Raw genomic sequence first — 22,887 nt, forward strand, 5'->3', positions numbered from 1 at the left:
CAGAGGCCTAGCGCTTGCCGGCCGCAATCACGTCTTCCAGTGTCCGCAAGCCGGTCACCGGTGCGTTGACCAGCACCGACATGTTGCCCGGCGCATGCTGGTTCTTCCACATCTTTGTATGGGCCTTGGGGATCTGATCCCAAGGAAAGACTTCGGACATATACGGATCGATCCGCCGCTCGATCATCAGCTTGTTGGCCGCCGACGCCTGCTTCAGGTGGGCAAAATGCGAGCCCTGCAGCCGCTTCTGATGCATCCACATGTAGCGCACATCGAACGTGCAGTTGAAGCCTGACGTGCCGGCACAGATCACCACCATACCGCCCTTCTTGCAAACCAGCGTGGAAACCGGGAAAGTCGCCTCGCCCGGATGCTCGAAGACAATGTCGACGTTATTGCCCTTGCCAGTGATGTCCCAGATCGCCTTGCCGAACTTCCGCGCCTCAGAGAACCACTCCTTGTACTCCGGCGTGTTGACCTTCGGCAGCTGACCCCAGCACTTGAAGTCCTTGCGGTTGATCACGCCCTTGGCACCCAACCCCATGACGAAGTCGCGCTTGTCCTCATCGGAAATCACGCCAATCGCGTTGGCACCAGCAGTCGTGATCAGCTGGATGGCATAAGACCCCAACCCGCCGGATGCGCCCCAGACCAGAACATTCTGCCCCGGCTTCAGCTCATGCGGATGATGGCCAAACAGCATGCGATAGGCGGTTGCCAGCGTCAGCGTGTAGCAGGCGCTCTCTTCCCAGGTCAGATGCTTCGGCCGTGGCATCAGCTGCTGCGCCTGCACCCTGGTAAACTGCGAGAAGGATCCGTCCGGAGTTTCATAGCCCCAGATCCGCTGGGTCGGCGAAAACATCGGATCGCCGCCGTTACACTCTTCGTCGTCGCCATCGTCCTGATTGCAGTGAACCACGACCTCGTCGCCGACCTTCCAGCGCTTCACCTTGTCGCCGACGGCCCAGACAATGCCCGAGGCATCGGATCCGGCCACATGAAACGCGGCACCATGGCCATCGAACGGGCTGATCGGCTCACCCAATCCGGCCCAGATGCCATTGTAATTTACGCCGGCGGCCATCACCAGCACCAGCACCTCGTTGCTGTCGAGGCTCCAGGTCGGAACCACCTCCAGCTGCATGGCGTCTTCCGGCGGCCCATGGCGCTCACGCCGGATGGTCCAGGCATACATGGTCTTCGGCACATGGCCGAGCGGGGGAATTTCACCCAGTTCGTAAAGATCTTTCATCGACGCCGTCTCCGCCGCTTCTGTATCGGTCTCAACCTGAGCGGCCGTGTCCGCAGACATGGTCATTTACTCCTCCCTTGGGCGAAACTCTCCTGCCGTTAACGTCAAGTGCTTGATATCGCATTGCAAAACACTTTCCGGGCTTTTTCTCGCTCTCACGCAACTATCCTGCGAAAAAATCCAATTTCCTATACGACTATTGCTTAACTTGCCTTCGAAGGCCATCTGCATTTTGCATCGCATATAAAAAGCTTTTGCCGGAATGATAAAACGGCAGCATTCTGGAAGACACCTGCGGGAGGATGCAGGCGCTTGGCCGGACAGAGGAGAGACGCCGATGAGTGGACCCGACAAACCCTGGATTTTCCGGACCTATGCCGGCCATTCCACCGCGAGTGCCTCCAACGCGCTCTACCGCTCCAATCTGGACAAAGGTCAGACCGGCCTTTCCGTCGCCTTCGACCTGCCGACCCAGACCGGCTATGACCCGGATGATGCGCTGGCCAAGGGGGAAGTCGGCAAGGTCGGCGTTCCCGTCTCGCACCTCGGCGACATGCGCAGTCTGTTCCGGGATATTCCGCTGGAACGCATGAACACGTCGATGACGATCAACGCCACCGCCCCCTGGCTTCTGGCGCTGTATATAGCGGCCGCCGACGAACAGGGCGCCGACCGCCTGACCCTGAGCGGCACCACCCAGAACGACATCATCAAGGAATATCTGTCGCGCGGCACCTACGTCTTCCCCCCGGCCCCCAGCCTGCGCCTGACCACGGATGTCATTGCCTGGACCTACACCAACATGCCAAAATGGAACCCGATGAACGTGTGTTCCTACCACCTGCAGGAGGCCGGCGCGACGCCGGTGCAGGAGCTCTCCTTCGCGCTCGCCACCGCCGTCGCCATTCTCGATGGGCTGAAGGACAGTGGCGCGATCCCGCAAGAAGACTTCCCCCGGGTGGTCGGGCGCATCTCGTTCTTCGTCAACGCCGGGCTGAAGTTCATCACCGAGATGTGCAAGATGCGCGCTTTCACCGAGCTGTGGGACGAGATCTGCCGCGAGCGCTATGGCGTCGAAGAGGAGAAATACCGCCGCTTCCGCTATGGCGTGCAGGTCAACTCGCTCGGCCTGACCGAGCCGCAGCCGGAGAACAACGTTTACCGCATCCTGATCGAGATGCTGGCCGTGGTTTTGTCAAAGAATGCCCGCGCCCGCGCTGTCCAGCTGCCGGCCTGGAACGAGGCCCTCGGCCTGCCACGTCCATTCGACCAGCAATGGTCCCTGCGCATGCAGCAGATCCTCGCCTATGAAACCGACCTGCTGGACTTCGGTGATATTTTCGAAGGCTCCACAGAGATCACCGCCAAGGTCGAAGAGCTGAAAACCCAGGCCCGCGAAGAACTTGCCCGCATTGATGCCATGGGCGGCGCGGTCGCCGCCGTCGACAGCAGCTACATGAAGGCCAAGCTGGTGGAGGCCAACTCGGCACGTCTTTCAGGCATTGAAAGCGGCGAGCAGATCGTCGTCGGCGTCAACAAATGGACCGAGAGCGAGCCTTCACCGCTGGCCACCGGCGAAGACGGCGGCATTCTCACAGTTCCCGAGCATGTGGAGCAGGAGGCCATCGACCGGCTGACGACCTGGCGTTCGCAGCGCGATCAGGAGGCAATTGCCACAGCGCTGAAAGATCTGGAAGCCGCCGCCCGCGATGGCAGCAACATCATGGAACCGTCGATTGCCGCAGCCAGAGCCGGCGTCACCACCGGCGAATGGGGCGCCACCCTGCGCCGCGTCTTCGGCGAGTACCGTGCGCCGACCGGCGTCGGACAATCGGTCCGCGATGGGGCCGGTGATCTCGCCGCCATCCGCGCCGACGTCGAGGCAGTCTCCGCCAGGCTCGGGCGTCGCCTGAAGTTTCTCGTTGGCAAACCGGGCCTCGACGGTCATTCCAATGGCGCCGAGCAGATCGCCGTGCGCGCCCGCGACTGCGGCATGGAGGTCGTCTATGAAGGCATTCGCCTCACCCCCGCCCAGATCGTCAACGCCGGGATCGAGGAAGACGTCCACGTCATCGGCCTGTCGATCCTCTCCGGCTCCCACCTGGCGCTGGTGCGCGACGTGATGGACCGCCTGCGCAGGGATGGTGCGGATGACATCCCCGTCGTCGTCGGCGGCATCATCCCCGAAGAAGACGCCATCGCCCTGAAAGCCATGGGCGTCGCCGCCGTCTACACCCCCAAGGATTTCCAGCTCACCGACATCATGGCCGACGTCGTCAAAATCGTTTCTACCCGTGCGGAAAAGGCAGCTTAGGTGTGAACCGGTCGACGAGATGGGCTGCCCCCTCTCTCCGTCAGAGATGAGTGGGCCAGATCGCCCCCTCCCCTCCGTCATTGCAGGACTTGATCCTGCAATCCATGCCGTGACATCGCCACGCGCGCAGTCCTTCCATCGCCGAAACGTAACGGCATGGATCCCATGGTCTAACCATGGGATGACGCTAGAGGGGATGAAATGGGAAAACGCAACAGCCTTCCAATTTAAGAGAAAAGCCCCCACCCCCGTCATTGCAGGACTTGATCCTGCAATCCATGCCGTGACCTCGCCACGCGATCAGTCCTACCAGTTCAGCGACTTCCCCAGGTCGATCCATTCGGGGTTCATTGCCTCGATCAGCTCGATTTTCCAGGCCCTCCGCCAGGTCTTGATCGCCTTTTCGCGAGCAATTGCCTGAGGCGCAGTTGGGTGATCCTCGTACCAAACGAGCCGTTCAACCTTGTACCGTCGCGCAAAATGCGATCCGGTCCCTGTTTGATGTTGATGCAGACGCCGGACCAGATCATTCGTCACGCCTGTATAAAGCGTGCCGTTCTTTTGCCCGGCGAGCATGTACACCCAGAAACGTCGTTCCATAGTCGAATAGAAAACACCCTGCCTTCCTCGGTCAAGACATGACAAGGTTCATATAATTCAAAATCTCCCCTCTCCGTCATTGCAGGACTTGATCCTGCAATCCATGCCGTGACATCGCCACGCGCAAAGTCCTTCCATCGCCGAAATCTATCGGCATGGATCCTCCCCGAACAAAAGTGCTCTAGCCACGGGGTGACGGCAGGGAGTGTAGCGACGAGACGGTTGTGGAACACCGGGCCTGGTGAGCACCCTCCTCCTCCCCAAACGTCGGCCTTGCGCCTGTGCAGTGCAGCGGGCTTAATCGGTGCGAAGGCAAGGTCGGCGCAGCCGCGCGCCCCGGGAAAGCAGGCAGGAGCAGAGCGTGACGAAAACCACTTCAGGCAATTTCTTCGAAGACTTCGAAATCGGCCAGGTGATCCGCCATGCGACGCCGCGCACCGTGACCACCGGCGATGTGGCGCTTTACACAGCGCTTTACGGCTCCCGCTTTGCCGTGCAGTCATCGGACGCCTTTGCCGAGGGCCTCGGCTATGACCGGGCGCCGATCGATGATCTGCTGACCTTTCACATCGTCTTCGGCAAGACCGTGCCGGACATCTCGCTCAATGCGGTGGCCAACCTGGGTTATGCGGGCGGACGCTTTCTCTCGCCGGTCTATCCCGGTGACACCCTGAGCGCCGTGTCGGAAATCATCGGCAAGAAGGAAAATTCCAACGGCAAGACCGGCGTCGTCTACGTTCGCTCCACCGGCTACACCGCAGAAGGCACCGAGGTGCTGGATTATGTTCGCTGGGTGATGGTTCGCAAGCGCGACGAGACCTCGCCCGCGCCAATACCCGTGGTGCCGGAATTGCCCGAAAGCCTCGACCCGATCTCATTGGGCAATGCTGTGCCGCTGCTCAACCAGAGCGCTTGGGACGATGACCTCGCCGGCAGTCACTTCCGCTTTTCGGACTATGCCAAGGGCGAGAAGATCGACCATGTCGACGGCATGACCGTGGAAGAAGCCGAGCATCAGCTGGCGACACGGCTTTATCAGAACACAGCGAAAGTCCACTTCAACCAGCACACCGAGGGCCAGGGCCGCTTCGGCGCGCGGCTGATCTATGGCGGCCACGTGATTTCGCTGGCCCGCGCCCTCTCCTACAACGGGCTGGCCAATGCCTTTCATATCGCGGCCATCAATGGCGGTCGACACGTGGCGCCGTTGTTTGCAGGCGATACGGTTTACGCCTGGTCGGAGGTGCTGGACACGGCGGAAATCGAAGGTCGCCGGGATGTGGGGGCGCTGCGCCTGCGGCTGGTGGCGACCAAGAACCGCCCCTGCGCCGGTTTCCCGCTGAAGGATACGGAGGGAAAATACCAGCCGGACGTCATTCTCGACTTCGACTATTGGGCCCTGATGCCGAAATGAGGAGAGCTAGCGCTTCGCCAGGGGGTGGGCGCTTTCCACCAGCTGTGACAGCCGCTCATCCAGTACGTGGGTGTAGATCTGCGTCGTCGAAATATCCGCGTGGCCGAGCAGCTGCTGAACCACCCGCAGGTCGGCACCGTTCTGCAAAAGATGCGAGGCGAAGGCATGGCGCAGCACATGCGGCGAGACCTTGCCGGGATCGATCTCCGCCGAGATTGCCAGGTCCTTCAGGTCACGCCCAAACGCTTGCCGGGTGAAGTGACCGCTGGCACCGTGCGAGGGAAACAGCCACGGGCTCTTGGCAAAGGAATTCTCCCTGGCGCGCAGGGCGACATAGCTGCGCATGGCTTTTTGTGCTGTATCCGACAAAGGCACCAGGCGCTCCTTGTTGCCCTTGCCGAGGATTTCGATCAGCCGCTGATCCCGCTGCGAGGCGGAAACCGGCAATGCCACCAGCTCCGATACCCGCAAACCGGTGGCGTAAAGCACCTCCAGCAACGTGTAGATCCGCTGCGCCCGCAGCGCTGCCGCCGGTGACTTGTGCGCCGCGCGCGTTGCAGCCTCGGCCTGACCGATCAGCCGATCGACTTCCGCGAGGCTGAGGATCTTAGGAAGGGACTGGCGCTTCTTGGGCGATGATATCGTCCGGGTCGGATCGTCTTCACGCATCCCATCGGCATAGAGGAACTTGAAATACTGCTTCAGCGCGGACAGACGCCGCGCCTGAGACGTGGCGGCGAACCCGCGTGCAGTCAGATCGGACATATAGCTGGAAATATCTGCCTGTACCGCTTTGGAAGGCAGGGCCCGGCCGAGGAACTGGGAAAAATCCTCAAGGTCGCGGCGATAGCTCGACAGTGTGTTTTCCGCCGCACCACGCTCTGCCGCTATCATCTCCAAAAAGGTTTCTACCGTGTGGTCCGGCATATCAATATCCTCCGCCTGCCCACCAGCATCGAGCAGCTAGCGGCCAAATCCTTCCTTTTTCACCCGCACCGTGATTTCCCGCTCACCGGGATCCACGAGATTTGCGAGAGAAAACAACGCTCCGAAGCCCAGGCCAGCGAGCACAACAAGCACCACGATCAATCTGGTCAGGGTTGGCAACGGACGCGCTCTCTTGAGAATAAAGAATCAGAAGGCGATAGTGTTCCGTCAGAAATCAAAACACGCAAGCCGGGAGCAGACCTCACCAGCCAGATCGCCTTGACCGTGGCAAGTGGTGTCCTCTTGAAAACCTTCAAACTTTCCGCCTCGGGTGAGTGCCTTTTGAAAGGAATATGGTACAAAGCCGCCATGAAGAGGGAAAATCAAAACCACTCCGCCAATGAGCAGGCGGCCCTTGCACAGGACGAAGCCCGGGATGGGTTTCTGCCGCGGGCCCAATTGGTCGACCTTTTGGGGCAACGGTCCATCGTGCTGATTGGCATCATGGGCTCCGGAAAATCCACGGTTGGCCGCCGACTGGCTCATCGCATGGGTCTCAAATTCGTCGATGCGGACAATGCGATCCAGGAAGCGGCCAATATGACCATTCCTGAGATTTTCGCCAGCCATGGCGAGGCCTATTTCCGTAGTGGGGAAGAGCGGGTTATTGCCCGGCTGCTCCAGGAAGGGCCTCAGGTTCTGGCGACTGGCGGTGGCGCCTACATGAGCGGCAGCACGCGGGAAGCGATTGCCGAAGCCGGCATTTCGATTTGGCTCAACGCCGATTTCGAGACGGTGATGGCGCGTGTCCGCAAGCGCACAAGCCGCCCCCTGCTGCAAACGCCCGACCCGGAAGGGACGATGCGTCAGCTGATGGCAGACCGCTACCCCATCTATGCGAAGGCCGATGTGGAAATTCACTCCCGTGATGTACCGCATGAAACCGTCGCCGAAGACATCATGATCGGACTGAGCCAGTATCTGCTGTCGACCTCCGCAAGCAACGGCACCCGCGACCTGGAAGTCCCGGTTGCTGACTGACCCGCCGATTTAACGGCCAACGATCCGCATTGGGCTTTTCGACCGACATGACCGACACGATGACCTCGCCACAGACCGACACCAACGCACAGCAAACTGTGCGGGTGGAGCTGGGCACGCGCAGCTACGATATCGCAATCGGCCGAGGCCTCCTGTACCAAGCCGGAGAGAAGATCGCCAATCTGCTGCCAAAGGCGCGGGTTGCCATCATCACCGATGAAACCGTTGCCGGCCTGCATCTCCAGGCCCTGCAAGCCAGCCTCGACGCTGCCGACGTCGATCACGTCAGCTTCACCATCCCGGCGGGAGAAAGCAGCAAGCGCTTCGAGCTGTTTGATCGGCTGTGTGATGACGTTCTCGGCGCAAGACTTGAGCGTGGCGACGCGATTGTCGCGCTTGGCGGCGGTGTTGTCGGCGACCTGTCAGGCTTTGTTGCCGCATCCGTACGCCGGGGCATGAAGTTCATCCAGATCCCGACCACGCTTCTGGCACAGGTCGACAGCTCTGTCGGTGGCAAGACCGGCATCAACTCCCGGCACGGCAAGAACCTGGTCGGCGCGTTTTATCAGCCAGCTCTCGTTCTGGCCGATACAGCAGTGCTCGACACCTTGCCGCTGCGCGATTTCCGTGCCGGATACGCGGAAGTCGCCAAATACGGGCTCCTTGGAGATGAACCGTTTTTCGCCTGGCTGGAAGCAAACTGGCAGGCCGTGTTCGCTGGCGGTCCGGAGCGCGACGAAGCCGTCGCCCGCTCCTGCCAAGCCAAGGCCGATGTCGTCGCCGCCGATGAGTTTGAAGGGGGCCGTCGTGCCCTGCTCAACCTTGGCCACACATTCGGCCATGCGCTGGAATCAGCCGTCGCCTATGCAACGGAACGGCTGGTGCATGGCGAAGGCGTCTCCATCGGCATGATGCTGGCGCATGAGTTCTCACAAAAGCTCGGCCTCCTCTCAGAGGACGACGTTGCGCGTGTCAAACGTCACCTCCTGGAAGTTGGTCTGCCAATCCGCATCCAGGATATTCCCGGACAAATGCCACCCGCCGACACCTTGCTGGACATCATTGCCCAGGACAAAAAGGTCAGCCGGGGCGAACTGACGTTCATTCTGACCCGGAAAATCGGCGAATCCTTCGTTGAAAAGGGCGTCGACCGTGCCCAGGTGCAAGAGTTCTTGAAGGAGAAACTCGACGCATGACCATGACAACCCTCGGGCTGGCCATTGCCGCTATCATCATCCTGCTTATTCTCTCGGGCTTCTTTTCGGGATCGGAAACCGCGCTGACGGCAGCCTCACGTGCCCGTATGCACCACATGGAAAAGAACGGCGACAAGCGCGCCATTCTGGTGGCCGAGCTGATTTCGGCGCGCGAACGGCTGATCGGCGCGCTGCTTCTCGGCAACAACCTGGTCAACATTCTGGCCTCCGCCCTTGCCACCACCGTCTTCCTCAACCTGTTCGGTGATGCGGGTGTGGCCTTGGCCACGCTAGTGATGACAGCACTTGTTCTGGTATTCTCCGAAGTGCTGCCGAAGACCTGGGCGATCTCCAACCCGGAACGATTCGCTCTGGTCGTCGCCCCCATCGTCCGCGTCATCGTGGCGCTGTTCGGTCCGATCACAGCTGCCGTGGAAATCCTCGTGCGGCTGCTCCTGCGTATGGTCGGGGTCAATGTCGATGACGACACCTCAGGCCTCTCAGCGCATGAAGAGCTGCGCGGTGCCGTCGATCTGCAGCATATGGAAGGCGGCCTTGCCAAGGGCGAACGAGACCGGATTGGCGGACTTCTCGATCTGGCAGAGCTGGAGGTCTCCGACGTCATGGTTCACCGAACCAACATGGTGGCGCTGAATGCGGATGAGGATCTCGTCAAACTGGTCGATGCAGCCCTCGCCTCCCCTTACACGCGCCTGCCTTTGTGGCGCGGGGAGAGCGACAATTTCGTCGGAGTTCTGCACGCAAAGGATCTTCTGCGCGCGCTCAATGCAGCTGGCGGCGACAGTGAAAAGCTGAAGATCGAAGACATCATCTCCCCGCCGTGGTTTGTACCCGACACAACGACCCTGCAGGATCAGCTGAATGCGTTTCTCAGGCACAAGGCCCATTTCGCCCTGGTTGTGGACGAATACGGCGAGGTTATGGGTCTGGTGACCCTGGAAGATATTCTGGAAGAAATCGTCGGTGAGATCGCCGATGAGCACGACGTGGAACTGGAGGGCGTGCGCCCACAGGCAGATGGGTCCGTCATTGTCGACGGCTCGGTGCCGATTCGGGATCTCAACCGCGCCACCGACTGGAACCTGCCGGACGATGAGGCAACGACAATTGCCGGACTGGTCATCCATGAAGCACGGATGATCCCGGAAGAGCGGCAAATCTTCACCTTTCACAACTTCCGCTTCACCGTGATGCGGCGCGAGCGCAACCGCATAACGCGCTTGCGGATCATGCCGCTCAGCCAGATCGATGCGGCAGCAGCGCGGCTGTCAGCAGCACCCCATCCGACCGTCACCTCCAACCGGGCGCCCTCTTCCAGCTGATCGCCGCCCTGAGCCTGGCAAATTGCCATGGTCTCAGGAGGATTGCATCAGGCCTGACCGGAAACCCGGGCCGCACGCGGGTCTGGCTCTTCCGGTGAGCGCGCCTCAATGGCAAGTGCGTGCACGCCGTTCTCGAGCTCTTCCGCCAGAAGGTCGTTGACCGCGCGGTGCCGATTGACCCGGCTCATGCCCGAGAAGGAAGCCGCAACGATTCGGACGCGAAAATGCGTTTCGCCACCTTCACGCCATCCGCCATGCCCCTTGTGCTTGTCGGATTCGTCGATCACCTCAAGCGCAAGCGGAGAGAACGTGGCATTGATTTTGTTTTCGATAATTGTCTTCGTGTTCATGGCATGGTTTTGGCCCCAGACGCGCAAAACGTCAAGCAATCGGTCCCCGACAACCGCACGACATCCTCGAAGACGACACGAAAAAGCCGCGTTGGAAAATTAGCACCTCTGGACCCACAATTTGCACAGGTGCATCTCTTGTTCCCGCGCACCTGACCGACCATAATTGGCGCCATGAAACTGGACTCAAAAATCTTCGATAGCATTCGCGTGAAGCGCAAGAAGGAAAAGGTCGAGGAAGACCTGCATCCGACATGCGACCACCCTGGGTGTGACCGTCCTGCGCCCCACCGGGCGCCGAAAGGTCGTGACCGCGAAGGCCAGTACTTCCGCTTCTGCGTCGACCACGTCCGCGAGTACAACAAGTCCTACAATTACTTTTCCGGCATGGGCGACGACGATGTGCGCACCTACCAGAAGGACTCGCTGACAGGTCATCGTCCCACCTGGAAAATGGGGGTCAACAAGCAGGCATCTGAAGGCCCCGATGGCCATGATCCGCGTGAAAGCGCACGTCAGGCCACCCACGCACGCAAGACCACGACGCGCCGTCCGAGACAGCGAAAAGTTCTAGCGCTTGAAAAACGCTCCCTAGATGTGCTCAATCTACCCGAGACAGCACGTGCCGCCGACATCAAGGCGCGCTACAAAGAGCTCGTGAAATTAAACCATCCGGATGCCAATGGCGGCGATCGCTCTTTCGAGGACCGTCTGCGGGAAATCATTCAGGCCTATAATGTCCTGAAAAAAGCCGGTTTCTGTTAGTCCGCATTTTCTTTGCGGACATTCCCCATTTACGTTCCAAGGGCCCGCGCCCGAGGCAGCGGAGGATTGATGACTGAGATGACGTACGCGGCTGTGAGTATGCCTGATACCAAAGTTTCCGTAGAAAAAGTGTTTGGCTTCAAGACGGACCTCATGGTCCCCGCCTTCTCAGCGCCGTCCGAGAATGTGCCGGAAGCTGACCCGGACTATCTGTTCGACCGCACCACCACGCTCGCCATTCTCGCCGGCTTCGCCCACAACCGTCGCGTCATGGTGACCGGTTACCACGGCACCGGCAAGTCGACCCACATCGAACAAGTCGCCTCGCGTCTGAACTGGCCCTGTATCCGTATCAACCTGGACAGCCACGTGTCCCGTATCGATCTCGTCGGCAAGGACGCGATTGTCCTGAAAGATGGCAAGCAGGTCACCGAATTCCGTGATGGCATTCTGCCGTGGGCCTATCAGAACAACGTCGCGCTGGTGTTTGATGAGTACGATGCCGGCCGCCCAGACGTGATGTTCGTGATCCAGCGTATTCTGGAAAGCTCCGGTCGTTTGACACTGTTGGATCAGTCCCGCGTCATCCGCCCCCATCCGGCCTTCCGCCTGTTCGCCACTGCCAACACGGTCGGCCTCGGCGACACCTCCGGACTGTACCACGGCACTCAGCAGATCAACCAGGCTCAGATGGATCGCTGGTCCATCGTCACCACCTTGAACTACCTGCCGCACGACAATGAAGTCGATATCGTTGCCTCAAAAGCCAAGCATTATCAGGGCGCGGAAGGCCGTGCGATCATCTCCAAGATGGTTCGTCTCGCCGACATGACCCGAAATGCGTTCATCAATGGCGACCTGTCCACCGTAATGAGCCCACGTACAGTCATCACCTGGGCGGAAAACTCGGAGATCTTCGGCGACGTCGGCTTCTCGTTCCGTTTGACCTTCCTGAACAAGTGCGATGACATGGAACAGGCGCTGGTCGCCGAGTTCTATCAGCGTTGCTTCGGCGAAGATCTGCCGGAATCTGCCGCTAATGTCGTCGTGAGCTGATGAGATGCCCTGGGCGGCGGGTCTGACGGCCCCGCTCAGGGCAGCCTCTCATGGCCACGACGGAACCGGGAGCAAATCGGACAGCTGCCAATCTGCCCGAAAGACTCCGGGGAAACGTGTCATTTGCCAGTCGGCAGGGCCAGGCCCTGCGCCGGTGGTCTCGCATCAGATGCCAGCACACCGAGAGCATTCAAGAAGGAATCAGGATGGCCGGGCCGGGCAGCAACTCCAATCCGAGCGGACGCAATTCGCCACCGAACGAACCGTTCAAGCAGTCGGTCGGCGGCACCATACGCGCCATTGCCGGGGATCCCGAGCTGGAGATCATCTTCTCCGGCGATCGTCCCGGTCTGTCCGGCAACACGGTGCGCCTGCCTGAGCCGTCCCGCAAGATCAACTCTCGCGAAGTTGCCATCACACGGGGTCTCGGCGACAGCATGGCGCTGCGCAAAGCTTGTCACGACGCCAAGATACACGCCCGCCGCGCGCCCTCCGGACCGGAAGCCCGCGTCATTTTCGAAGCTGTTGAACAAGCCCGCTGCGAAGCAGTCGGAGCACTTCGGATGCAGGGTGTCGGTCAGAATCTGACGGCGATGCTCGAGGACAAATACCTTAAGGCCAACGCATCCACGGTGGTCAGTCGCGAAGAAGCTCCCCTGCAGGATGCAATCGCCCTGATGGTACGCGAGCGCCTTACTGGCGCTCCTCCGCCCGAAGCCGCCACAAAGATGGTCGACCTCTGGCGCGACTGGATCGAGGAAAAGGCCGGCGAAGATCTAGACCGGCTGATCCCACGCGTCGAAGACCAGGATGCTTTCGCCAAGCAGTTGCATCAACTGTTGACGTCGCTCGACATGGCTGACGAAATCGGCAACCAGGATGACAGCGACGACGAGGACGAAAGCGACGACAACGGCAACAACGACGAATCCGAGACAGGTGCCGATAACGAGGATTCCGAGGGCGAACAGGAAGCCTCGCCTCAGGACATGGACATGTCCGGCGAAGAACAAGACGCTGGCGAGCAGGACGGTGCCGACAGCGACATGGACGACATGGCCGATGAAGACATGGCCGACGGATCCGAGGAAACCGGCGAGATGGATCGCCAGGAAATGCCTCTGTCCAATCGACCAGCCGGCCCTGATTACCGCGTTTTCACCGACAAGTTTGATGAGACCGTTTCCGCTGAAGATCTGTGCGATGCCGCCGAGCTGGAGCGACTGCGCGGCTTCCTCGACAAGCAGTTGAACCATTTGGGCGGCGCTGTGGCCCGCCTTGCCAACCGGCTGCAACGCAAACTGATGGCTCAACAGAACCGCTCCTGGGACTTCGATCTGGAAGAAGGAATTCTGGATTCGGCTCGGTTGACCCGTGCCATCACGGATCCAATGACCCCGCTTGCTTTCAAGCAGGAGCAGGACACCAACTTCCGCGACACCGTCGTGACGCTGCTTCTGGACAATTCCGGCTCGATGCGCGGCCGTCCGATCACGGTTGCCGCCACCTGTGCCGACATTCTGGCGCGCACACTGGAACGCTGCGGCGTGAAGGTCGAGATTCTCGGCTTTACCACCAAGGCCTGGAAGGGCGGCCAATCTCGCGAAGCGTGGCTGGCGGATGACAAGCCGTCGTCTCCCGGTCGCCTCAACGACCTGCGCCACATCATCTACAAATCCGCCGACGCACCTTGGCGCCGCGCCCGCCGTAATCTCGGCCTGATGATGCGCGAGGGCCTGTTGAAGGAAAACATCGACGGCGAAGCACTGGCTTGGGCGCACGAACGCCTGCTTGCGCGGCCCGAACAGCGGCGCATCCTGATGATGATCTCCGATGGCGCCCCGGTCGATGACTGCACCCTGTCGGTCAATCCTGGCAACTATCTGGAGCGTCATCTGCGGTATGTGATCGAGGACATCGAGACCCGCTCGCCCGTGGAACTGATCGCCATCGGCATTGGCCATGATGTGACGCGCTACTATCGCCGCGCCGTGACGATCGTCGACGCCGAGGAACTGGCAGGCGCGATGACTGACCAGCTTGCTGATCTGTTCGATGACGAGGTGCAAGCCGCCTATGCCAGCCGTGGTGGTCGCCGCGCCGGCAAGCGCCGTTAACGACGCATGGCCTTGAGACAAAAGACAGCGCTGGCTGTGGCTTTCGCCTGCGCTGCTCTTGTCCTTTCCGGCAGACTGCAGGCCGACGAAGTTGCTCCGCGCCCCGCCGCCAAACCCAGCCAGTATGAGCAAGTAACTTGCTCGCCGATCAAATCCTTCAGTCCGAGTGACGACAAGGCAGTCGGCCCCCTGACGTTCATCGGCGGGTGTGTTCTGCGCGCTGCCGCACCGGACTTCGGTGGGCTCTCGAGCCTTCATCTAAGCGAACAGGGCAGCACACTTTTCGCGGCAACCGACCGAGGCTTTTTCCTCTCCGCCGAGGTTGAGCGCGACGGCACAGGCAAACTGATCGGCCTGCGCAAGGCCCGCCTCACCAAATTGCGCGACGCCAAGGGCAATACGCTGTCGCGAAACAACCATCAGGACGTCGAAGGTCTGGCAATTTCAGGCAGTCGGGCCTTTATCTCATCCGAGCGCAATCACTCCATCATGCCGCTCAGCTGGCAGACGAAGGTCCACGACCCAGCCATAGCGCCCATCGTTCAAGAGCCGCTGCCACTGCCGCAGAACATACGATCGCTTGGATACAATCAGGGCCTCGAAGCTCTGGCACTGGCGCCTGAAGGTGCACCAATTGCCGGAGCTCTCCTTGCCATCGGCGAACAGGACTCGCGCGATCCCAACAGCCTGCCCGGCGCCTATTGGCTCAATAACGAGTGGCGAAACTTCAGGCTTATGCGCAGTGACCGCTATGACGCAACCGATGCCGATTTTCTGCCGAATGGCGACCTGATCCTGTTGGAACGCCGGTTCAACCTGCGGGACCTCCTCGGCATGCGGTTGCGCAGGTTCGCAGTGGAAGATCTCATGGCAACCAACGCAAAGCCGGTCCCCGGAGAAATACTCCTGGAGGCCAACAGCGCCTATGACATCGACAATATGGAAGGCTTGGACATTCACCAGTCACCTTCCGGCGAGACCATCCTGACACTCATTTCAGACGATAACTTCTCCATATTTCAGCGCACGCTGCTGTTGGAATTTCGTCTGAACCGCTAAAACCTGCCGACCTGTGGGCCGCAATCCAAGGAAACCACAACATGAGCGATGTGCACCTGCCGTTGATCCTCGGTGCGCTGTTCGTTGCCGCCGCAAGTCCGGGCCCGGCCACCATGGCCATCGCCGGCACCTCGATGGCCTCCGGTCGCAGAATGGGCATGACCCTCGGCCTCGGCGTTTTCTGCGGATCGGTGACCTGGTCCTTTGCCGCAGCTTTCGGCCTTGCGGCCGTGATGCTTGCCCATGCCTGGGTATTTGAGGTCATGCGCTACATTGGGGCAGCCTATCTCCTGTACTTGGCGGTGTGGTCGGCCAAAGCCGCATGGTCCTGCAATGAGGCCCGCACAGCCACACCCATCAGCATCTCTTCTCCCTGGAAAGCCTTTCGCAACGGTCTGGCCCTGCACATCACCAATCCCAAGGCGATCCTGTTTTATGGCTCGGTCTATTCCATCGGCTTGCCAACAGACACGACCCCGCAACAACTGGCCACGGTCATGGCCTCGCTCGCAGCCACCAGCTTCACGATCTTCATTGGATACGGCTGGCTGTTTTCAATTCCGAAGGTTCGTAGCGTTTACGGGCGTACATCCCGGTGGTTCAACGGCGCTTTCGCCCTGCTGTTCGGTCTTGTCGGCATCAAGCTTCTGACAACGCGCATTATTTGACGAAGATGACGGGAGTCGCAAAAAAGGCGCCCAATGAGGCGCCTTTTTCTTGAATTAATATCTTAGACCAACTGTCAGGCCGTGCGGGCAGCAGATTGCGGTGCGATCAGTGCCATCAGGATACGATAGGGCGCCAGCAGAGCCAGAGACACCAGCACTTTTACCGCAAAATCACCCAGCGCCCAGGAAACCCAGCGTGGAACTTCAGCCGAGAAGACGCCGAACAGCGGCGCAACTTCCACAGCGAAGTCATCATGAAAGCCAAGAAGTGTGGAAAACACTGCAGCAAAGGCAAGCCCGAAAAACAGCACCGTGTCGACCACAGAACCGATCATCGAAGAGACGATCGGTGCCTTCCACCAACTTGCCCGCCGCAGACGATCAAAGATGGTGACATCGAGCAACTGAGCGACAAGGAAGGCTGAGCCGGATGCAATCGCAATGCGCGGTGTCGCCAACCAGATGGACAGAACCACGGCCACGACAAAACCGGCAATCACCACCATACGGGCCGCATTCACACCAAATCGACGATTGGTCAGATCGGTGACCAGAAACGCTGCCGGATAGGTGAAGGCGCCATAGGTCAGCAGATCCGCCAGGTTGATACCTGCCAGACTGCCGTGCACCGGAAACTGCACGAGATAATTGGAGGCCACAACGACAGACGCCATCGCGAGGATCGCGATGGCGAGTCTGGCCACGGAAATATTCCGAGAACCGTTCATATTTTCAAGCCTTTGAGCCAGCAGAGCCTTAAGCGGCCGCTGCAGCCTGCTGCTTCTTGATGCTTGCCTTGATCTGGCGAGCCTTCTGAGACAGCGTGTCGTCGGAAGCCTTCATCAGGTAGGCGTCGAGGCCGCCACGGTGCTCAACGGAACGCAAAGCATGTGCGGAGATGCGCATCTGAAAAGTCGAACCCAGCGCGTCGCTCATCAGAGAAACCACACAGAGGTTCGGCAGGAAACGACGACGGGAGCGGTTGTTCGCGTGCGAGACGTTGTTACCCGTCATCACATCTTTACCGGAGAGTTCGCAACGGCGTGCCATTTTATCACCTTTTGTCTTTTTAACCGGCCCATTGCGGGGTCAGCAGTTACAACCGGAAGGGAGCGGACCAAGGCCCAGCTACGGCATCTCCGGCTTTTGTACGGAAAAGTTGGCTTGCTATACTGACCACCACGGCTCACGTCAAGGCTTGTTGCCTCATGGAATGCGATTCCATGTTTTTCACGCAAGCAGGCCTCAACGTTAACCACTGAGTTACCATAGCAGCAAACAATCGCGTAGAGTTCGCGGAGTGATTTGCTGCATCGGTCGTTCAGTAGAGACCGCATCGGACCGGCAATCTGACTGCAAAAGGTTTATTTTTCAAGCGGGCAAACGTTTAAAACGTGCAGCGCGGGGGCGCAAAGGGCCAAGTCATGTGACTGGCAGCCTGGAGGAAGGTAATCGTGTCTGGATTAAAAACGATCGGCAAACGCCTGACGGCGCCCCTCGCTTGTCTGGCCATCGCCGGCGGCTCATTGGCAGGCGGCATGACAGCCCCAGCGCAAGCGGCCAAGGCCAATGTCGGTGGATTGTATAATATATCGCTCGCTGGCTTCACCATCGGCAAGGCCAGTTTGTCCCTGGTCCTTCAGGGTAACGCCTATTCCGCCAAGGTGGGACTTGAGCCCTCCGGCATAGGCACCTTGTTTTCTACCGGCAAGGGCGGCGCGGAAGCGTCTGGCTGGCTGGTCGGCAACAAGGTGGTCCCATCCAAATACCAGATGGCATCCCACGCGGCCGATATCGACTTCTTCGTTGCTCTGAAGCAGGGATCCGGCCACATTCGCTCCTTTGAGGTTGCCCCGCAGTTCCGCCCCAATGAGGAACGGATCAAGGTCACCAGTCGCCACCGCAACAACGCGATGGATCCCTTGAGCGCCGCCTTGATGCCCGTGCGCATCGGCAAGAAGGGCCTGAGCGCAGAGGCCTGCAAGCGGACATTGCCGATCTTCGATGGCTGGACCCGATTCGACATCAAACTGAGCTACAAGGGCATGGAGACTGTGTCCGGAAACGGCTATGATGGCCCTGTCGTGGTCTGCAAGGCCCGTTGGAAACCGGTGGCAGGACATCGACCTTCCAAGGACTCCGTCAAATACATGGCAAATGCTGAAATGGAGACCTGGCTAGCCCCTGCAGGCCGAGAGGATGTCCTCATTCCTTACCGCATCTCCATCCAGACCAAGACAGGACGGCTGGTGCTGGAAGCCAAGAAATTAAATATCGATGGCACGGACAACGACCGCGCTGCCCGCTGATTGGCGCATCTAGCGGGCAGGATTCACCTCGTCGGCAAAAAACCTCGCCCTTGCGTGGACTGCCGTCTCTTGGTAGAGCCCTTCCAGGCAGGTTCTGCGCCGCAACATCCTGCCCATGGTCGGCGCGCGTGTTTAGCCCCGTCCTTTCATCCTCCCCGGCCACACCGGACGCGGCCTGTTCCAGGTTTACGAGTACATGCACAGCTATTTGGATTTTGAAAAACCCGTCGCCGACATCGAAGGCAAGATCCAGGAACTCCGGGCGCTCGCCTCGGGTGGAGAAACCGTCGACGTCGAAGATGAAATCGAGCGACTGAAGGTCAAATCCTCTCAGACGTTGAAAGACATCTACGCAAAGCTGACCCCCTGGCAGAAGACACAGGTTGCCCGCCATCCGGATCGTCCCCATGCACTGGATTACATTTCCGGCCTAATCGAAGATTTCACACCGCTTTCCGGCGACCGCAAGTTTGCCGAAGATCATGCACTGATTGCCGGCCTCGGCCGCTTCCGGGGACAGTCAGTCGCTGTTTTGGCACAGGAAAAGGGTCACAACACCCAAAGCCGTCTGAAGCACAACTTCGGCATGGTCCGTCCTGAAGGCTATCGCAAGGCTGTCCGCATCATGGAGATGGCAGAACGCTTCTCCCTGCCGGTCCTGACGCTGGTCGACACCGCTGGTGCCTATCCGGGCAAGGGTGCGGAAGAACGCGGCCAGTCGGAAGCCATCGCACGTTCCACGGACGCAGGCCTCGGCCTCGCGACGCCGAATGTCTCGCTGGTCATCGGTGAAGGTGGATCCGGTGGCGCGATTGCCATTGCCACAGCCAATAAGGTGCTGATGCTTCAGCATGCCGTCTATTCGGTGATCTCGCCGGAAGGCGCTGCTTCCATTCTTTGGCGCGACAGCACGCGTTCGCAGGATGCAGCAACCAACATGAAGATCACCGCACAGGATCTGCAACAGCTCGGTGTCATCGACGGAATCGTCGAGGAACCCGTTGGCGGTGCGCACCGCGCGAAGGAGACTGTCATCTCCCGAGCTGGCGATGCCGTCGAAGCCGCTCTTGCGGAGCTCAGCAAGCTGGATGCAGCCGGCCTGCGCAAGCAGCGTCGCGAAAAATTCCTGCAGATCGGCCGCACGCTCGGTTGAGCCAGCACCAGATCTGTTTTTCGAAAGGGCCGGCCGCCATCAAGCGCCGGCCCTTTTTTCGTTTTGGCCGAATGTGACGCACTAGACGGCACTAAGCCAACCACTCACGAAGTCGTTGTGACCAATGCCCCTGTTTAGCCCCAATCAGGGCGCAAGGAGCAAATCGATAGGCGAAGTCTGAGGTCAAAATCCAGCTCTCACGCCCACATCAGGAGCCGCTTCTTGAATCCAGGACGCCCCTTGCGGTAACTTCGCATCAACCATATTGCCACTAGGCTCGAATAGCCCACCCGAGCAGGGTTCGCGGCAAATTGAAGCCGACAGCATAGCAAAACCCGGCAACGTCGAGACAGGCCGGGTTTCGGAGAATTTCGGACGACATGAGGCAACTGCGCGTGTTTTCGAGCAAAACCTTTCGCCGGCTGGGGGGAGCCCTCACCGTCGCTGTCTTCCTGGCTGGCTGCCAGGCGGATGAACTGGGATATGGACCCAAGGCCCAGCGGCCGGTGTCCCAGAGCGTTGCACGCAAGATGCAGGCGCAAGACATGCCGGCCAAGTCGCCCATCCTGATCCGGATTTTCAAGGAAGAATCCAAGCTGGAAGTCTGGAAGCAGAAGCGCAACGGCCGCTTCGAGATTCTCGAGGACTTCGACATCTGCAAATGGTCGGGCGAGCTTGGCCCGAAATTCAAGGAAGGCGACCGTCAGGCTCCCGAAGGGTTTTACGAGATCACGCCCGGCCTGATGAACCCGAACTCCAGCTATCACCTGTCGTTCAATCTGGGATACCCCAACAGCTATGACCGGTCGCACGGACGCACCGGGTCACACCTGATGGTCCACGGCGCCTGCTCTTCACGCGGCTGCTATGCCATGACCGATGCTCAGGTGCAGGATATCTATGCGCTCGCCCGTGACAGCTTCAAGGGTGGCCAACGTTCGTTCCAGGTTCAGGCCTTCCCATTCAAGATGACGGCCGAAAACATGGCCAAGCACCATGACAGTGAGCACATTGATTTTTGGCGTATGCTGAAGACCGGCTATGACCACTTTGAACTGACCCATGTCCCGCCGAAGGTTGACGTCTGCGAGAAGAAATACGTTTTTGATGCAACGCCTGTGATCGACGGTGTGCCGTTCCGCGCCACCGCCCAATGCCCCGCCTATGAGGTGCCTCCGCGCCTCGCCCAGCTGGTCGACAAGAAGCAGCGTGAGGATGACCAGAAGTTCGAGCAAATCGTTGCCAAGCTTGAAGCTCGCGAAGAGCGTGACAAGCGCTGGAAAGAGCGCCAGACCACCATCGCCGGCTTCGTCAGCGGCGGCACGGTCAGCGAAACCGCGACAGATGCAACGGCAGAAGTCCCCGCAATGGCGACGGCACCCGGACAAATTGCAGCGCCCACAGGTTCACCTGCTCAGTCGCCAATCCGCCAACCCAACGGATCGCCGATTGCCACTGCCTTTGCACCGGCACCATCTCCGCAGCCGACCAACAATGATGGCACGGGCGGCTTTCTGAAGCGTTTCATTCCGTTTGGCTTCGGCAATGAGGAAACGCCGCAGACAACCTCAGTAGTCGACGGCGAGACCAATCAGGCGATGACCGGGGCAGCACCGGAAACCATCCCGGCGGCAAAGCCGGAATAAGCCTTCAGGCGCCTTAGGCCCAGATCGCCATTCTCAGGCCCTTCCCGTCGCGAACAAAATCCGTCGGAAAGGCGCGCGCCTCACCAGACAGGATGCGCATGGCAATAAGGCTGTTGACGGCAGCGTCCAGAAGATCATCCCGCCCCACACCGGCAGGACGCTTCTGCTCGAGAAACGCCGATGTGAAACCGTATTTCTGCAGCAAAGCCTGACGCTGGTCCAACCCCGGGCCGTTTGCCCGGCTCTTGACCTTCTTCGGCAAACTCATCGGTGCACCATCATTCAAACGCCAGAAGGCGACTTCCGGGTGAACCTCGAAAATCCGATTCTCGCTCCGCGGTGTCAGAACAGCATCGACCTCCCGGATTTTGGGAAACAGATAAAAGCATTGCTTGGAAACTTTTCGGGCCGGCTCCGAGGTCTGCTGCGCCACATCGCAAGCCTCGCGATAGTCCGTACAGAAAACCGCAGCGCGTGAAGGAACGGAGAACACCGACGACTGGCGCTCCCCCAGCAACTTGCGCACCGCCTTTTCCGGCCCACGCCCGTCAGGACCGATATGCGCCGGCAGACCCATCGGCATATCAACGGCTAAAACCTTCAGATCCGGATCAGGGGCTAGCAGATCAGCGAATTGCGTCACCTTCAGGAGCTTTGCCTCCCCGGGATGCCGATTGGGAAAATAGACCGCCACCCAGCCGCCTTTGCAGCCATCAACTCCAGCCACCAGCGGCGCTGCCTGAGCAGCACCAGACAAGCGGTCTCGCGCGCCTTCAGGCACGGCCCCGGGCTTCCATCACCCGCCGACTGGAAATCAGGGCCATCGGCTTGGCCACCGAGGCCTGTTCTTCGGCAAGCAACAACTCGTCTGCGCCTTTTTTCACGCTGCGCGCCACAAGCTCGAAAGTGCTTGCGGCTGCCCGCATGAGGGCTGTCTCGTCACTGGCACCCGCCATCAGCCAGGCCAGCAACAGACCGGAAATCACGTCACCCGTGCCGTTTGGCGGATCCGCAACCGTCACATGCTCTGCAGCAAGAGCTCCGGTTGGCGTCACCAGAAGGTTGGAGATGGAATTGCGCCGCATCGCCGGTGATGAGGTGACAAGCACCCGCTCGACCCCGAGACTGCGCGCTGCGGCCAGCGCCTGCAATTCGCTGCCAATCTCACGCTGTGTCAGCCAGCCAAGCTCGAAGCAGTTGGGGGTCACCACATCCGCCAGCGGCACCAGATGATCGCGAATGGCTTCAGCTGTCGGCTCAGGCACATAGAGACGGCCCTCCTCCCCCAGTGTGTCGCCCATGACCGGGTCACACACATACAGAGCGTCGGGAGAGGCGGCCTTCACTGCTTTGACAAGCTTGGCGATTTCTGGCGCCTGCGCAGGATTTCCCAGATAGCCCGTTACGATCCCGCCGATCTCCGACAATTTCGGCGAGGCGATCAAATCCGCCACCAGCGCTGAAAACGTCGCCATATCCGCCGTCATCCGCGTTCCGGGTCCCTGCCCCGGATGCCATGGCAACAGGATCGTCGGCAAGAACCAGACAGGGTGCCCAAGTCGCTCCAGCGCAAACGTCAGCCCGCGACCACTGATGCCACCGCGAACCACTTGAGATGTAATCACCAGAATGGCGCGCTTGGCAGGTGCCGGAGAACCGGGATTCGTTGTCATCTTC

At 59.9% G+C, this 22,887-nt stretch carries 21 protein-coding genes; 13 read left to right on the top strand and 8 right to left on the bottom strand.

All coding sequences use genetic code 11. The annotated features are described in order from the left end of the window. Positions 1 to 7: 7 nt before the first annotated feature. On the bottom strand, positions 8 to 1,312 hold the full coding sequence (gene ccrA / locus J0X15_RS15410; RefSeq protein ID WP_209015402.1) for a crotonyl-CoA carboxylase/reductase: 1,305 nt from the start codon (positions 1,310 to 1,312) through the stop codon (positions 8 to 10). Between the two features lie 202 nt (positions 1,313 to 1,514). On the opposite strand from ccrA, the gene J0X15_RS15415 reads away from it, so the two are divergent. After that, complete coding sequence (locus J0X15_RS15415) at positions 1,515 to 3,566, top strand: protein meaA (RefSeq protein WP_206942587.1); 2,052 nt, start codon at positions 1,515 to 1,517, stop codon at positions 3,564 to 3,566. A gap of 306 nt (positions 3,567 to 3,872) precedes the next feature. On the opposite strand, the gene J0X15_RS15420 is transcribed toward J0X15_RS15415, so the two are convergent. Next, complete coding sequence (locus J0X15_RS15420) at positions 3,873 to 4,166, bottom strand: GIY-YIG nuclease family protein (RefSeq protein WP_206942588.1); 294 nt, start codon at positions 4,164 to 4,166, stop codon at positions 3,873 to 3,875. 361 nt (positions 4,167 to 4,527) lie between these two features. Here J0X15_RS15420 and J0X15_RS15425 point away from each other — a divergent pair, with 361 nt between their 5' ends. After that, positions 4,528 to 5,580: a MaoC family dehydratase gene (locus J0X15_RS15425; RefSeq protein WP_206942590.1), complete on the top strand. Its 1,053-nt coding sequence runs from the start codon at positions 4,528 to 4,530 to the stop codon at positions 5,578 to 5,580. Between the two features lie 6 nt (positions 5,581 to 5,586). Here the strand turns inward: J0X15_RS15425 and J0X15_RS15430 are convergent, their stop codons facing one another. Next, positions 5,587 to 6,507 (bottom strand): site-specific tyrosine recombinase XerD, encoded by a 921-nt coding sequence (locus J0X15_RS15430; protein ID WP_206942592.1) that lies wholly within the window; start codon positions 6,505 to 6,507, stop codon positions 5,587 to 5,589. Between the two features lie 369 nt (positions 6,508 to 6,876). Between J0X15_RS15430 and J0X15_RS15435 the strand changes: the two genes are divergently transcribed. From J0X15_RS15435 to J0X15_RS15445, 3 genes are read left to right on the top strand one after another with little or no spacing between them, the layout of a single operon-like run. Beyond that, positions 6,877 to 7,548: a shikimate kinase gene (locus tag J0X15_RS15435; RefSeq protein ID WP_206942594.1), complete on the top strand. Its 672-nt coding sequence runs from the start codon at positions 6,877 to 6,879 to the stop codon at positions 7,546 to 7,548. Positions 7,549 to 7,595: 47 nt separating this feature from the next. Beyond that, positions 7,596 to 8,744, top strand: coding sequence for a 3-dehydroquinate synthase (gene aroB, locus J0X15_RS15440; RefSeq protein ID WP_231710449.1), 1,149 nt, complete (start codon positions 7,596 to 7,598; stop codon positions 8,742 to 8,744). Beyond that, positions 8,741 to 10,087: an HlyC/CorC family transporter gene (locus J0X15_RS15445; protein WP_206942596.1), complete on the top strand. Its 1,347-nt coding sequence runs from the start codon at positions 8,741 to 8,743 to the stop codon at positions 10,085 to 10,087. Before aroB ends, J0X15_RS15445 begins: the two co-directional genes overlap by 4 nt. A 47-nt stretch (positions 10,088 to 10,134) precedes the next feature. Here the strand turns inward: J0X15_RS15445 and J0X15_RS15450 are convergent, their stop codons facing one another. Continuing rightward, positions 10,135 to 10,437, bottom strand: coding sequence for a BolA family protein (locus J0X15_RS15450; protein WP_206942598.1), 303 nt, complete (start codon positions 10,435 to 10,437; stop codon positions 10,135 to 10,137). Positions 10,438 to 10,611: 174 nt separating this feature from the next. On the opposite strand from J0X15_RS15450, the gene J0X15_RS15455 reads away from it, so the two are divergent. The 5 genes from J0X15_RS15455 (at position 10,612) to J0X15_RS15475 (ending at position 16,102) form a co-directional block, all read left to right on the top strand. Next, positions 10,612 to 11,202 carry a DnaJ domain-containing protein gene (locus J0X15_RS15455; RefSeq protein WP_206942600.1) on the top strand — a complete coding sequence of 197 codons (591 nt, stop codon included), beginning with the start codon at positions 10,612 to 10,614 and terminating at the stop codon, positions 11,200 to 11,202. A gap of 69 nt (positions 11,203 to 11,271) precedes the next feature. Continuing rightward, positions 11,272 to 12,258 (top strand): cobaltochelatase subunit CobS, encoded by a 987-nt coding sequence (gene cobS / locus J0X15_RS15460; protein ID WP_206942610.1) that lies wholly within the window; start codon positions 11,272 to 11,274, stop codon positions 12,256 to 12,258. A 206-nt stretch (positions 12,259 to 12,464) separates the two neighbouring features. Continuing rightward, positions 12,465 to 14,375, top strand: a complete 1,911-nt coding sequence (cobT, locus tag J0X15_RS15465) for a cobaltochelatase subunit CobT (RefSeq protein ID WP_206942618.1) — start codon at positions 12,465 to 12,467, stop codon at positions 14,373 to 14,375. Positions 14,376 to 14,381: 6 nt separating this feature from the next. Next, positions 14,382 to 15,434 carry an esterase-like activity of phytase family protein gene (locus tag J0X15_RS15470; RefSeq protein WP_206942620.1) on the top strand — a complete coding sequence of 351 codons (1,053 nt, stop codon included), beginning with the start codon at positions 14,382 to 14,384 and terminating at the stop codon, positions 15,432 to 15,434. 41 nt (positions 15,435 to 15,475) lie between these two features. Next, entirely contained in the window at positions 15,476 to 16,102 is a 627-nt protein-coding gene (locus J0X15_RS15475) for a LysE family translocator (protein ID WP_206942622.1), read from the top strand. Positions 16,103 to 16,176: 74 nt separating this feature from the next. Here the strand turns inward: J0X15_RS15475 and J0X15_RS15480 are convergent, their stop codons facing one another. Together J0X15_RS15480 and rpmB are read right to left on the bottom strand one after the other, a co-directional pair. Continuing rightward, positions 16,177 to 16,812: a VUT family protein gene (locus tag J0X15_RS15480; protein WP_408015351.1), complete on the bottom strand. Its 636-nt coding sequence runs from the start codon at positions 16,810 to 16,812 to the stop codon at positions 16,177 to 16,179. 46 nt (positions 16,813 to 16,858) lie between these two features. Then, the gene (rpmB, locus tag J0X15_RS15485; RefSeq protein ID WP_206942626.1) at positions 16,859 to 17,152 is read right to left on the bottom strand and encodes a 50S ribosomal protein L28; all 294 of its coding nucleotides are present in this window, start codon (positions 17,150 to 17,152) and stop codon (positions 16,859 to 16,861) included. Between the two features lie 404 nt (positions 17,153 to 17,556). On the opposite strand from rpmB, the gene J0X15_RS15490 reads away from it, so the two are divergent. From J0X15_RS15490 to J0X15_RS15500, 3 genes are all read left to right on the top strand, one after another. Beyond that, complete coding sequence (locus J0X15_RS15490) at positions 17,557 to 18,411, top strand: DUF3108 domain-containing protein (RefSeq protein ID WP_209015383.1); 855 nt, start codon at positions 17,557 to 17,559, stop codon at positions 18,409 to 18,411. A 196-nt stretch (positions 18,412 to 18,607) separates the two neighbouring features. Next, entirely contained in the window at positions 18,608 to 19,564 is a 957-nt protein-coding gene (locus J0X15_RS15495) for an acetyl-CoA carboxylase carboxyltransferase subunit alpha (protein ID WP_206942628.1), read from the top strand. A 395-nt stretch (positions 19,565 to 19,959) separates the two neighbouring features. After that, complete coding sequence (locus tag J0X15_RS15500) at positions 19,960 to 21,210, top strand: L,D-transpeptidase family protein (RefSeq protein WP_209015384.1); 1,251 nt, start codon at positions 19,960 to 19,962, stop codon at positions 21,208 to 21,210. A 13-nt stretch (positions 21,211 to 21,223) separates the two neighbouring features. On the opposite strand, the gene J0X15_RS15505 is transcribed toward J0X15_RS15500, so the two are convergent. Both J0X15_RS15505 and pdxY read right to left on the bottom strand, forming a co-directional pair. Then, the gene (locus tag J0X15_RS15505) at positions 21,224 to 21,991 is read right to left on the bottom strand and encodes a DUF429 domain-containing protein (RefSeq protein ID WP_331461926.1); all 768 of its coding nucleotides are present in this window, start codon (positions 21,989 to 21,991) and stop codon (positions 21,224 to 21,226) included. Beyond that, the gene (gene pdxY / locus J0X15_RS15510; RefSeq protein ID WP_206942630.1) at positions 21,984 to 22,883 is read right to left on the bottom strand and encodes a pyridoxal kinase; all 900 of its coding nucleotides are present in this window, start codon (positions 22,881 to 22,883) and stop codon (positions 21,984 to 21,986) included. The genes J0X15_RS15505 and pdxY overlap by 8 nt, the downstream gene beginning before the upstream one ends. Positions 22,884 to 22,887: the final 4 nt, after the last annotated feature.

It is taken from the genome of Roseibium limicola (genome assembly GCF_017313085.1).
Classification (GTDB): domain Bacteria; phylum Pseudomonadota; class Alphaproteobacteria; order Rhizobiales; family Stappiaceae; genus Roseibium; species Roseibium limicola.